The organism is Fodinibius sp. GM108 (assembly GCF_058386985.1).
In genome coordinates this window covers 689,749-703,114 of sequence record NZ_JBYEIR010000001.1, presented here as the reverse complement: position 1 = coordinate 703,114, position 13,366 = coordinate 689,749, and the positions used below count along the sequence as shown (strand labels likewise).

10 protein-coding genes are annotated in these 13,366 nt (G+C 43.6%); 8 read left to right on the top strand and 2 right to left on the bottom strand.

What is annotated here, in order from left to right:
* Positions 1-26: 26 nt before the first annotated feature.
* The 3 genes from ACT3ID_RS03055 to ACT3ID_RS03045 are packed head-to-tail and all read left to right on the top strand — an operon-like array spanning position 27 to position 5,023.
* Positions 27-1,130: an imelysin family protein gene (locus tag ACT3ID_RS03055; protein ID WP_491540504.1), complete on the top strand. Its 1,104-nt coding sequence runs from the start codon at positions 27-29 to the stop codon at positions 1,128-1,130.
* Positions 1,131-1,136: 6 nt separating this feature from the next.
* Positions 1,137-2,540, top strand: a complete 1,404-nt coding sequence (locus ACT3ID_RS03050) for an HTTM domain-containing protein (RefSeq protein ID WP_491540503.1) — start codon at positions 1,137-1,139, stop codon at positions 2,538-2,540.
* A complete protein-coding gene (locus tag ACT3ID_RS03045; RefSeq protein ID WP_491540502.1) occupies positions 2,537-5,023 on the top strand; it encodes a TonB-dependent receptor domain-containing protein in 2,487 nt (828 codons plus the stop codon). The genes ACT3ID_RS03050 and ACT3ID_RS03045 overlap by 4 nt, the downstream gene beginning before the upstream one ends.
* A gap of 232 nt (positions 5,024-5,255) precedes the next feature.
* Here the strand turns inward: ACT3ID_RS03045 and ACT3ID_RS03040 are convergent, their stop codons facing one another.
* Positions 5,256-6,314 carry an iron ABC transporter substrate-binding protein gene (locus ACT3ID_RS03040; protein WP_491540501.1) on the bottom strand — a complete coding sequence of 353 codons (1,059 nt, stop codon included), beginning with the start codon at positions 6,312-6,314 and terminating at the stop codon, positions 5,256-5,258.
* A 134-nt stretch (positions 6,315-6,448) separates the two neighbouring features.
* Here ACT3ID_RS03040 and hemG point away from each other — a divergent pair, with 134 nt between their 5' ends.
* Both hemG and pruA read left to right on the top strand, forming a co-directional pair.
* Positions 6,449-7,810, top strand: a complete 1,362-nt coding sequence (gene hemG / locus ACT3ID_RS03035; RefSeq protein ID WP_491540500.1) for a protoporphyrinogen oxidase — start codon at positions 6,449-6,451, stop codon at positions 7,808-7,810.
* 103 nt (positions 7,811-7,913) lie between these two features.
* A complete protein-coding gene (gene pruA / locus ACT3ID_RS03030; RefSeq protein WP_491540499.1) occupies positions 7,914-9,575 on the top strand; it encodes an L-glutamate gamma-semialdehyde dehydrogenase in 1,662 nt (553 codons plus the stop codon).
* A gap of 140 nt (positions 9,576-9,715) precedes the next feature.
* On the opposite strand, the gene ACT3ID_RS03025 is transcribed toward pruA, so the two are convergent.
* Positions 9,716-10,147 carry a sll1863 family stress response protein gene (locus ACT3ID_RS03025; RefSeq protein WP_491540498.1) on the bottom strand — a complete coding sequence of 144 codons (432 nt, stop codon included), beginning with the start codon at positions 10,145-10,147 and terminating at the stop codon, positions 9,716-9,718.
* Between the two features lie 145 nt (positions 10,148-10,292).
* On the opposite strand from ACT3ID_RS03025, the gene ACT3ID_RS03020 reads away from it, so the two are divergent.
* The 3 genes from ACT3ID_RS03020 (at position 10,293) to ACT3ID_RS03010 (ending at position 13,207) form a co-directional block, all read left to right on the top strand.
* Positions 10,293-11,114 (top strand): SDR family oxidoreductase, encoded by an 822-nt coding sequence (locus ACT3ID_RS03020; RefSeq protein ID WP_491540497.1) that lies wholly within the window; start codon positions 10,293-10,295, stop codon positions 11,112-11,114.
* 79 nt (positions 11,115-11,193) lie between these two features.
* A complete protein-coding gene (locus tag ACT3ID_RS03015; RefSeq protein ID WP_491540496.1) occupies positions 11,194-12,444 on the top strand; it encodes a BON domain-containing protein in 1,251 nt (416 codons plus the stop codon).
* A 109-nt stretch (positions 12,445-12,553) separates the two neighbouring features.
* A complete protein-coding gene (locus tag ACT3ID_RS03010; RefSeq protein ID WP_491540495.1) occupies positions 12,554-13,207 on the top strand; it encodes a CDGSH iron-sulfur domain-containing protein in 654 nt (217 codons plus the stop codon).
* Positions 13,208-13,366 lie beyond the last annotated feature (159 nt).

The following is a 13,366-nucleotide window of genomic DNA, read 5'->3' as shown; positions in this document are numbered from 1 at the left end:
CATTTTTTTAAGCTCTCTTAACAAAAATGATGCGCTGTAAGATCTCAACCTACTGTTTAATACTGATTTTATTGTTGATTGCAGCCTGCGGAAGCAGCACATCTTCAGAAGATGATGTCGACTTCGACCGCCCGGCAATGCTCGAAATTTATGGCAACAACATTATTCTACCTGCATTCGAAGAAATGCAATCTGCCGTTAATCAACTAGATACAGCAGCCGAAAACTTTGAAGAGGAACGTACATCCGAACAGCTTGAAAATCTGCAATCAGCTCTTAAAGATGCCAGACTTGCATGGCAAGACGTGAGTCCGTTTCAGTTCGGTCCTTCCGAATCTGTGTTGCTTCGTACTTCGCTGAATACCTATCCCGTGGACAATCAAAAGATTGATGAAAGAATTTCATCCGGTGACTACAGCTTCGGCACGATCGACAGTCGTGATGCTGCCGGCCTGCCCGCTCTTGGTTATCTGCTGCACGGAGTCGGTGAAACAAATGATGAGATCGTCAGCATGTATACCACCGATGATGAAGCCGAAAACCGCATGACGTATCTTCTTGATAATATCTCATTCATTAAAGAAAAAGTAGATACAGTGACCAATGAATGGCAGGAATCCGGCGGTGATTATACTGGCACTTTTTTAAGTGAAGAGAATGCCGGCACTGACGTGGGCAGCTCGCTCGGCATGCTGATTAACAGTTATGTTATGCATTACGAACGTTTTCTGCGCGATGGTAAAATTGGTATTCCGGCCGGAGTCAGAAGTGCCGGCACTCCACGTCCTGTTGCCGTAGAAGCCTATTACGGCGGATATTCACTGGAACTGGCGATTGCAAATCTTGAGCAGGTAGAGCGCATTTTTACCGGTGCCAGTGGCAGAGGATTGGATGACAACCTCCAAGCACTCGATGCGGAAGATCTCTCACAAGAAATTCAATCGCAGATCGATGAAGCGCAATCAGCACTCGAAGATATCAGCGATCCACTTTCGCAGCAGATTGAGGAAAATAACGAACCGGTACTGACAGCCTTTGAAGAAATGCAAGAGGTTGTAACTCTGGTTAAAGCCGATATGACATCGATACTGGGTATCACTATTACTTATCAAGACAACGACGGTGACTAAGCGACCATGATTCCGGAGAACGTAAAAAAGCATATCACTTCACCGGTATCCATTGCGCCACTGGCGGTATTCCGCTTTCTCTTTGGATTCATCCTGCTCATCAGCATTATTCGCTTTGCCGCCAACGGCTGGATATATGAACTTTATGTAGAACCCGAGTACTTCTTTACCTTTTACGGATTCGACTGGGTGGCACCGCTGGGCGAAACGGGTATGTACCTGCTCTTTTTGGGGATGGGAATCGCTGCCCTTTCGGTCATGCTGGGCTATTATTACCGGATCGGCATTATCGCTTTTTTCCTGACTTTTACCTACGTCGAGCTCATCGACAAAACCAACTATCTCAATCACTACTATTTTGTCAGCATCATCAGTTTTCTTCTGATCTGGGTGCCGGCTAATCGCAGCTTTTCACTTGACGTACTTCGAAAGCCGTCCCTCCGCAAAGAATACGTGCCGGCCTGGACAATTAACATCTTTAAGCTGCAACTGGGGCTCGTTTACTTCTTTGCCGGAGCAGCCAAGCTCAACCCTGACTGGCTATTCAACGCCATGCCACTCCGGATCTGGTTGCCAGCAAACGCTGATCTGCCAATCATTGGTCCTCTGCTGGAATACACGACCAGCGCTTATATTTTCAGCTGGGCAGGCGCTTTTTACGATCTAACGATTGCCTTTTTCCTACTCTGGAAACGGACGCGGGTTTTGGCATATCTGGCCGTGATCGTTTTTCATATGTTCACCTGGTTCCTGTTCCAGATCGGCATGTTTCCATTCATTATGATCTTAAGCACACTCATTTTCTTCTCGGCTGATTTCCACAAGAAGATTATTTCGCTCATTTCTGGTTTAAAAAACTACCTGCCAGTTTCATTTTCTGGATCTACTCCCGCAAAAAAAGAGGTCTTCCAGCTTAGCAAAAGCAGTAATACGATTATTACCGGAATCCTCATTATTCATTTTTTGCTCCAGCTCTTGTTGCCGCTTCGGTTTGCGCTCTACCCTGGCAACCTGTTTTGGACAGAGCAGGGATACCGTTTTTCGTGGCGGGTTATGCTGATGGAAAAAGCCGGGCATACAACTTTACATATTACCGATCGTGATAGTAATCGGCAGTGGCAAGTACAAAATTATAACTACCTGACACCAAATCAGGAAAAAATGATGTCCACCCAACCCGACATGATTCTTCAGTTTGCACACTATTTAGAGGAAGAATATCGCAGTCAAGGTATAGATGATGTAAAAATTACGGCTGAGATTTATGTCACACTGAATGGCCGGCGTAGTCAACTGATGGTAAACCCCAATGTAGACCTCACCGAACAACAGCGGGGATTTGCCCATAAAAGCTGGATTCTCCCTTTTAACGAAAATCAACAAAACTGGTTCAGCAAGCTAAAACAATGAACTGTCGTACATTCTCTGTTATTGTTGCAGTATCACTATTCTTCTATGCTAATACAGCCTTTGCCCAGAACTACGTGTTATCAGGTACAGTAACAGATGAAAATGATACTCCTGTTGAAAATGTGAGTATTTATCTGGCACATGATGAATTGAATATCAACGCCGGTTCAGCCCCGTTCCAGTATGAGGCGAAAAAGATGACCGATGAGAATGGAAATTATAGGTTTGAGAACTTATCAGAGGGCCAGTACCAGGTCATTGTCTATCATCCCGGCAAGCGAACACAAACCCATAAAATTACAATAACAGATAGCAATATTACAAAGGATTTTGAGCTTGTGATATTCGAAGATATGATGGAGGAAGTTGTGGTTGGCGGCCAAACGAAACGCAGCACCAGTGGAATAACAAGGTTGAAATCCGTCGAGGGAGTCACCATTAACGAGAGCAAGAAAAACGAAGTTCTTGTTATAGATGATATGACTCTGAATAAGGCAACTAATAATAGTCGGCAGGTCTATTCAAAAGTACCGGGACTTAATATCTGGCAGAGCGATGACGCCGGAATTCAAACCAGCGTGGGCGGGCGCGGTTTGAGTCCCAAGCGCAATTCCAATTTCAACACACGACAGAATGGCTACGATATCGCCGCCGATGCTCTGGGATATCCTGAAAGCTATTACACGCCGCCCGTGCAGGCACTCGAACGCATCGAAATTATCCGCGGGGCTGCTTCACTGCAGTATGGTACTCAATTTGGCGGTATGCTCAATTTTGATTTCAAAGATGGCCCTGAAGACACTCCTTTCCAGTTTACCACCGATCAGTCGTACGGCTCTTATGGATTATTCAACTCCTTCAACAGTGTGGGTGGTACAAAAGATGATATAAGCTATTATGGGTTCTATCAATACAAAACAAGCGAAGGCTGGCGACCAAATTCCGAGTTGGATCAACATACTGCGTACTTGTCATTTGATCTGGATGTTACTCCCAACCTCACGATTACGCCGGAATACACCTATATGTATTACCTTGCACAACAGCCTGGCGGACTTACTGATGCACAATTTCAAAACGATCCAAGCCAGTCGAATCGCAGTCGGAACTGGTTTAAAGTAAACTGGAATCTTTTTGCATTAGATGTGGATTACAATGTCAACAGTATGACCAAGATCAACAGTCGCCTTTTCGGGTTGCACGCTGGTCGTGATGCCCTGGGCAATCTGCAGCGTATCGACCGACTGGACCAGGGGGGCGAACGCAACCTGCTCAAAGATGATTTCCAAAACTGGGGCAACGAAACGCGACTCATTCACCGCTATCCGATATTTGACGGGATATCGGTTTTCCTGGCCGGCACACGCTTCTATAATGGTTACACACACCGCCGGCAGGGTAACGGCAGTGACGGCAGCGATCCGGATTTCCGATATCTAAATCCGGAAAATTTAACAGGGTCTGATTTTGATCTGCCCAGTAGTAATCGCTCAGTATTCATAGAAAACATTTTTAATATTACTCCTGACTTCAGCATTACACCCGGAGTTCGTTTCGAATATATCAGGACAGAGGCTGATGGCTATTACAGAAATATCGTCAAAGATCTGGCCGGCAATATTTTAGTGGATGAACGCATCGAGGAAGAACGCAGCCGCGAGCGATCATTTGTGTTTTTCGGGATCGGATCAAGCTACCGCCCCAGCGAGCAGCTCGAAATTTATGGAAACTTTTCACAGAATTATCGTGCCATGAATTTCAACGATATACGCATAGATATGGGCAGCCTTGAAGTCGATCCCGATATCAAAGATGAACGAGGCTATAACGCAGATCTTGGTATTCGCGGCCGAATCGATAACCAGTTTAGCTATGATGTGACTGCTTTTCATCTTTCATATAAAGATCGCATCGGCACCGTTCTGCGAACAGAACCCAATCCCAAATTTAACAACCTTGTTGATCGCACCTTCAGATATCGAACCAATATTGCCGACGCCAATATCTACGGCATTGAATCGTTCGCCGAGACTGATCTTTTAAAACTTTTCGGTCATTCGAGCGATATAAGACTTTCACTATTTACAAATCTGGCAATTCTTAACGCAACCTATACTAACTCCGATGAGCCGGGTATCGAAGGCAACGAGGTAGAACTTGTACCGCCTCTTAACTTCAAGACAGGATTCACCTTTTCAAAAGCAGGTTTTGAGGCTTCTTATCAATTCAGTTACGTACATGAACATTTTTCTGACGCTTCAAACGCGCGAAGAACGCCAACAGCTATCGAAGGTCTCATCCCCTCATACAAGGTAATGGATCTGTCTGCAAAATATAGCTTTGACCGATTTAGCTTTGAAGGCGGCGTCAATAATCTGATGAATGAAAAATATTTTACGCGTCGGGCTACTGGTTATCCCGGTCCGGGAATTATTCCTGCCAAAGTTCGCAACTTCTATTTTTCTGTGGGTGTAGAATTGTAACGTACGGCACGAGCGGACGCTCGCGCCATGAGCGTTAACAACTGAGGTTTACCTTTTATACACCTGCAGGTTAATTCAGGGAGATGGATTCGACTCCATTCCGCTACCGCTTCATTCCGCTCACCACGACTCACGGTAGATCGAGATGAATCTTGATCTACATAGACATGAAATAAAAAAGCCCTGCCGTAAGATGACAGGGCTCTGGAATGCAGATTAAATAAGTATAGTCTTAAATAAGACCCACTTCACGCAGTAAGTTCAATGTCCCCTCGAGCTGCTGTAACTGTTCGTAATCATAATCCGGACTCAGCTCCAGTGCATCTTCGGCATTTAGCATGTACTCCGGCAAATCAGCTTCACGGATCACAGGATACTCATTTACCGACTCTGCAGCATATTCCTGTGCCTGCTTTGACAACAGAAAACTCAAAAAACGTTGTGCCAGCTCAGGATTATCCGCTGTTTGCAATTGAGAAGCACCAGTTACCAAAGCCAGATTTCCAATATCACCTTTATTAAAGTGATATGTTCCAATACTTGCATCGGGATCGGGTCCCTTTTCGCCATAGTGCTCGTGATCTTCGAAATAGCCCTCTTTGCCACCGTACTTGGTTTGTATTACGTAGTAATGATTCGTGAGTCCTATATCAATTTCACCGGCAGTAATAGCCTGTACCATAGGCGTATTCGAGCTATAAGCTTTAGGATTTAATTCTTGCATACCGTTTAACCAATTTTTGGCAGTATCATTGCCCTCTGTAAGTCGCAGTGCTGTGATAAAATCGTAGAAACTAGAATAAGTAGGAGTCCAGCCAACTCTTCCTTCGAACTCACTCATCTCCGGTAACTCCAACACTGAACCCGGCAAATCCGAAGGATCTACAGTATTCGGATTATATGCCAAAACGCGGAAACGAACCGTTACCGGAACCCACTCTCCGGAAGCTACATTGTAAGCAGCCGGCTTAGAAGTCAGTGAGTCAGGTAACGGCACCAACATATCCTGCTGTGATGCATTTGCCAATGCCCCGGTTGTATTGGCCCAAAAAAGATCTGCTGGACTCTGATCGCCTTCTTCACTCATTACTGCAAGCAATTCAGCATCATTTCCATAGCGTACTTCAATATTAATACCGGTCTCAGCTCTGAAATCTTTCACCAGCTGATCCACCAACGCCTGACTACGTCCCGAATACACAATCAATTCATCATCAGTAGTTTCGCCGCATCCCACAAGCATTAATACTGATAATGCAACAAGAAGTGCTTTCGAAAAATTATTTATCATGCTCATATTTCTATCTTCACTTATCATTTATATATAGTGTCTATCATTAGCCCGTTCACCACGGCTAAAGTAACACGAATTGTTATTTAGATTAGTTCTAATTAAGACGCGAAAAGTATATAATTTATTCGTCAATGACTAAAAAAAATTTGGACGTTGCCGTGCTTGGGGCGGGTATCACCGGGCTATCAACGGCGTATGCTTTATCACGAAACAATATTAATATTACCGTTTATGAGAAGGAGGTGCAGGTTGGCGGAGCCATTAAAACATTAAACTACGATGGCTGGCTTGTCGAAGAAGGTCCCAATACCATCATGGTTAGGTCGGAAGAAATTTGGGAGCTTTTAGATGATCTGGATTTGGAGAACAGCATAATGGAAGCCGGTGGCGCGGCAAAAAAAAGATTTATCGTCAAAGATAGTCATCCAGTTCCGCTTCCGTTGTCACCATGGCAATTTATAACAACAGATTTGATCTCGACCGGTGCAAAGTTCCGGCTGCTTAAAGAGCCGTTTGCGAATATCACAACTGAGGATGACGAATCCATTGCCTCATTTATAATCCGAAGATTGGGGAGCGAGCCGCTGGATTATGCTATCAATCCTTTCGTATCGGGAGTTTACGCGGGTGATCCCCAAAAGCTATCGATCAAACATACTTTTAAGCCACTTTGGGAGATGGAACAAAATCACGGAAGTCTGCTCAAGGGAATGATAAAACGAAATCGAAAAAAGCCGGTACCGAAGAGAGCGTTAATTTCTTTTGAGAACGGGAATCAAACGCTGCCCAAAAAAATGGCAGAATCAATTTCCGGCGATGTAAAAACTGGTACAACAATTTCATCTGCCAAGTTCCAGGACGATCACTGGCTGGTTAAAGGACGAACCGATGAAAAACAATTTTCAAATGAACACGATATAATAGTCTCTGCCCTGCCGGCTCACAAGCTGGCTTCCATTTTCGACTTACCTCTTTTTGAGGAGCTTACTAAGTTGCCGTATGCACCGCTAAGCGTTATTGCTCTCGGTTTTTCCGCTGATCGGATTGAACATCCGCTCGACGGTTTTGGCATGTTAATTCCCGAAGTTGAAAACTATCGAACGCTGGGCGTTCTTTTCTCTTCTACGCTATTTCCCAATCGGACTCCCAGTAATCACGAACTTCTAACCTGTTTTATCGGCGGGGCTCGAAATCCAGAGCTGGCAAAAAAATCCAAAGAAAAAATACAGGAGATTGCTTTGGATGAGATAGGCGAACTGCTCGGCATTAGCGGCCAACCGGTTATTTCGCATCATCGCTACTGGAAAAACACTATTCCGCAGTACGAAGTTGGGTATGATCGTTATTTAGAAGTGATGAACAAGATTGAAAGCAATTATTCCAATCTCTTTATCGACGGAAATTTTCGTGGCGGCGTTTCAGTGCCCGACTGTATTTCATCGGGATTAAAAACTGCTGAAAAGGTGCAAAAAGTTATTAAATCTGCTGATTGATATCAGACAAGGTTGCATCAATTCCACAATATTTTTTGTACCTTCAAAGACCTGAAACAAAAGTATTTAGCAGCAACGAAATCTCAAAAAAATAAACGGAATTATGGCTAATGCAATTTTTGAAATCCGGGAACCGGAAAATGAACCGGTATATTCCTATGCCCCCGGGACACCTGAACGAGAAAAGCTGAAAAAAGAGTTAGAACGACAAAAAGAGCAACAGATAGAAATTCCTGCAATCATCGGTGGAAAGGAGGTAACAACCGATCGCACGGCCGATGTTGTTATTCCTCACAATCACAGCCACAAACTGGGAGAAACTTATCTGTGCGGAGAAAAAGAAGTTGAGATGGCTATTGAATCGGCTCTCGAAGCACGTAAAGAGTGGGCCAAAATGCCATGGGAAGACCGTGTAGCTATATTTAAAAAAGCAGCAGATCTGCTGTCGGGTTCCTGGCGATATAAAATAAATGCAGCTACTATGCTGGGCCAATCGAAAACCGCCTATCAATCCGAAATTGATGCTGTGGCGGAACTTGCGGATTTCTTCCGATTCAATGCTTACTATCTGACACAAATATATCAAGATCAGCCCGATTCACCGAAGGGTATGTGGAATCGCTCGGAATATCGTCCGTTGGAAGGCTTTATATTCGCGGTGACACCGTTCAACTTCACTTCCATTGCCGGAAATCTGCCGACAGCGCCCGCACTCTGTGGAAATGTAGCCCTTTGGAAACCGGCTACTTCTTCTATTTACTCCAGCTATTTTGTGATGAAGCTGCTACAAGAGGCCGGACTGCCAGATGGTGTCATTAATTTCCTCCCGGGAAACGGGGCTGATGTTGGAGACCCAGTCATAGAAAGCGAACATCTTTCGGGACTGCATTTTACTGGATCTACCGGCACATTCCAACATCTGTGGAAGAGCATGTCTGACAATTTAGAGAAATACAACACCTATCCGCGCATTGTGGGTGAAACCGGTGGTAAAGATTTTATTTTTGCCCATGAAGAAGCAGATGTGGATGCGTTGGTCGTAGCCGCTCTGCGTGCCGCTTATGAATATCAGGGACAAAAATGCTCGGCTGCTTCACGCATGTACATTCCCGAATCACTCTGGGATGAATTCCGGGATAAGTTTACTGCGGAAGTCAACAAAATAAAGATTGGTGAAGCTGAAGATTTCACCAATTTTATGACTGCTGTCATCGATCAGAAAGCATTTGACAGCATTACAGAGTATATTGATTTTGTGAAAGATGCGGATGACGCGGAAATCCTTCTTGGTGGAGACTACGACGATTCCGAGGGATATTTCATCGAACCGACACTTGTTCAGGCTTACGATCCCCATTTCAAGACTATGGAAGAGGAGATCTTCGGACCTGTACTGACTGTGTTTGTCTATGAAAATGACAAATTTGAAGAAACCCTTGAAATCTGTGACAATACCTCTCCCTATGCATTGACGGGAGCGATCTTTTCTCAAAATCGCTATGCCCTGGAAAAAATGGATGAGGCCTTGAAACAGGCAGCCGGTAATTTCTATATTAATGACAAGCCCACGGCAGCCGTAGTGAATCAACAACCGTTTGGCGGAGCCCGGAAATCAGGTACAAACGATAAAGCGGGGAGCGCTGCGAATCTGATGCGCTGGATTTCTATCCGTTCTATCAAAGAAACCCAAGAACCGCCTAAAGATTGGACTTATCCTTTTATGATGGAGGAAGAGCGAGCTGTGGAAACAGAGCAAACGACTTGACCCAGGCTATAATTCAGGCTCCTGACCTTACCAGTCAGGAGCCTTTTTCATTAATAGCCACGCGTTGAGCCAAAAAGTTACCTGGCAGAAGGTATTGATACATTACTTCTACCTTACTTCAAAAATCCATAAGCAGATAATCAGCTATCAATCCCGATCTCTTGCCGCAGGTTTTGCACCGATTGATTGAGACTATCAATCCGGGCATCGATATCTTGTCTTAGATTCTCCCAATTTTCCTCAGAACCAGTTCGCAACTGATCAAGATCACTTTGCAGCTGATCTTTTTCTTCACGTACATTATCCAGTCTTGTTTGCATTTCACTTTGTGCTTCCCCGCCTTCAGTACTAATCTCGTTTTCTAACTCTTGGATTTCTTCCTCGAGATTATTCAGCTCTTCTTCTACATTACTGACAAATTCGTCTTTGCCCTCCTGAAATTCATCCTCAACAGATTCAACTGCTTCCTGAGCCTCTTCTTGCGTCTGATCTGCTCTGTCTTCTGTATTTTCAGAGCAGGCGCTAAGTCCGAATAGAATCGAGATTACTGCAATAAATATTACTCTTTTCATAGCATTATTGTTTTGTTATCGTGAGTGACAACTATCAATTAGGTGATACCGAGCTATATTGATTTTGTTCCATTCTATAATTGGTATGATATTCAATTATGCTTTTTAGATATTTCACCACATTCTTTTAAATCTTACTTCATTTATGACAATCAGCATATTAGGATGCGGGTGGCTGGGACTGCCTCTTGCAGAACATCTCCGCGATAACGGCTATCATGTAAAAGGATCAACTACCTCACCAGAAAAGTTGGAACTTCTCAGTGGAAAGAATATTACTCCCTTTCTGTTGAAGTTTGCCCCCTACCTGGAATGTGAAAATTGCCGTGATTTCTGGAATGCCGATCTGTTAGTATTGAATATACCTCCGGGAAGAAACAGAGACGACGTTGAACAGTTCCATGAAAAACAAATACAAGCAGTCATTAACGAGCTGAAGGATTCACCTGTCAAATTTGTCGTTTTTATCAGCTCTACCTCTGTTTATCCAGAAAATTGCGGCATTGTTTCAGAAGAAGAAACTATTAAAGGCGAAGCCAGCCGAGCCTCTGGAAATGCTCTTTTACAAGCCGAGGATATGCTTTTAAAGCAAAATAATTTTAAAACTACTGTAATCCGTTTTGGCGGGTTATACGGATATGATCGCCATCCCGCTAAATATTTGGCGGGCAAGAAAAATCTTAACAATGGTAATGCACCGGTAAATCTCATTCACCAGAAAGATTGTATTGGTATTATTCACAAGATAATTGAAAAAGAAATAACCGGTGAAATTTTTAATGCAGTCTCGGATGGGCATCCGCCCAAAAAAATGTACTATCCCGCTGCCGCAAAGGAGTTGGATATGGACCCCCCTACGTTTACAGAAGATCAAAATGAAAAGTATAAAATAGTCTCTAATCGTAAAGTAAAGCAGATGCTGAACTATAAATTTATGTATCCTAATCCGATGGATTTCAGCGGATAACTAATAGAAACTCAATAATGAAATAAGATGTTATTATGGCGTGAATAAATCATAAGAGAGTTCGATTCGAGGGATTATAATGAAATCAACAGAGAGATTTTATTCTTTTCACATCATTTTATTGCTCCTGTTTAGTTTTGCCTTGTTTGCATGTAGTCACGAAGAGAATGCGAACAATCCAGAATTACCTTCTGACGAAGCTATTTCAGATTCCATTCATACTCAGCTACAAAGTGCGGCTCAGATTCCGGCGGATCAGATCAAAGTTTCTACTGAAGATGGTATTGTCAGACTTGACGGAACCATTGACAATCTTCTTGCCAAAGAACGCGCTACTGAAATTTCTCAAAGTATTCCCGGCGTTATCTCTGTGATAAACAATCTGAAAGTTACTGCTGAGCGTCCTGATGATGCTATACAGAAAGACGTAACACAGGCATTAAATACCGATCCTGCTACAGAAGACTGGCAAATAGCTACCGAGGTTCAAAATGGCAAGGTAACTCTTACAGGCAATTTGGAAACATGGCAAGAGAAAAATCTTGCTGAAACTATTGCCAGCGGTGTTAAAGGAGTCACAAATATCGAAAACAACATTCAGACATCAATCAGCTCTAGCCGTGCCGACACTACCATTGAGTCGGAAATATCGGATGCATTGACGTATGATTCACGCATTCGCAATAACATGATTGAGGTCGATGTAGAAAAAGATACTGCTAGTCTATCGGGTTTTGTTGGCAGTGCAAAAGAAAAAGAGCTGGCCATGGAAAAAGCGTATGTGGAGGGAATACAGGCCGTAGAAGCAGACCGTCTTGAAGTACGTCCGGCATCCAGCAATAACCAACTTTTACCTCAAATTGCTTCTCCTCCACCTGCTGTAGACATCAAAGAAGCTCTTCAAAATACCCTCCGTTATGATCCGCGTGTTCCAGCAGAGAATATCGAAATAACAATTGAAGATGGTAAAGCTATTCTTACCGGAACCGTTGAAAATCTAAATTCTAAAATAGCTGCGGGTGAAGATGCAGAAAATACCACCGGTATAGATGAAGTTGTAAATAACATTTCGGTTGAACGTAAAGTTATTGTTACTCCCGGGGTTCCCACTACTGATGAGGGAATCAAAACACGAATTGAAAACGGTATTTTACGAGATCCTTATGTTGAAAAAAGTGACATCTCTATAGATGTGAATAACGGAATCGCTGAACTGAATGGCAGTGTTCGTTCAGAGTTCCATAAACAGCAGATCGAACAGATAGCTACCGATGTAAAAGGGGTCATAGCCGTCAATAGCAATTTGGATATTGAGTCGGGAGGGAGCTGATGACATCTTCTTTCCAATCAGTAGAATATTTCAAAATCCTCATTGTGAAAGTAAACTCCCATTGTTATCCTTAGTCTTTGTTGGAGTTCTAACAAGAAACAAAGTTACCATGGATCAGGACAGATACGAATACGAAGCCGACGATATAACTGTAAGTTTTGACAACAAACGATGCATTCATTCCGAAGAATGTGTTAAAAACCTTTATTCGGTTTTTAACCCTGATGAGAAACCATGGATACAGCCTGAAAATGCCTCAGCTGAAGAGATAAAAGAGGCTGTTCACCACTGTCCCACCGGAGCGCTGCAATATCACGATGCGGATGAAGAAGAAAAACCATCCCGCGTTAATACAATTACAGTTGGTCCCGACGGGCCGTTATACCTGCGGGGTAATATTGAGATTCAAAATGCTGATGGAGAGACACTTCTGGAGGATACGCGAGTCGCTCTTTGTCGGTGCGGCGAATCACAAAACAAGCCGATCTGCGATAATACACATGAAGATATTGCCTTTAAGGCTCCGGCTAGCTTTGATGCATCAAAATTGCGGCCGACTACCAACGGAGAAGCGGACCATAACAAGCTGATCCTTCGATTAATGGACAATGGTCCTATCCTTGTAGAAGGTGAATATGAGGTCTGCTCTATTGCTAACCAGCGCGTAAGCAGCAAAAAGAATGTAGCCTTTTGCCGTTGCGGAAAATCTGCTTCAAAACCCTTTTGTGACGGAACCCATAAGGATGTTGGTTTTGAGGGCTGAGGAAGTATTTTACCGCACAGTTGCGCAGAGGCATAGGTATCCGCAGAACGAATAATTATCTCTGCGCAACTCCGTGAAATCCTGTGATTGCTCTGCGGTTAGCAACCACGACCCCAATCACCACGGACAATTCATTTTTTCTTCATTTACAACAAATAA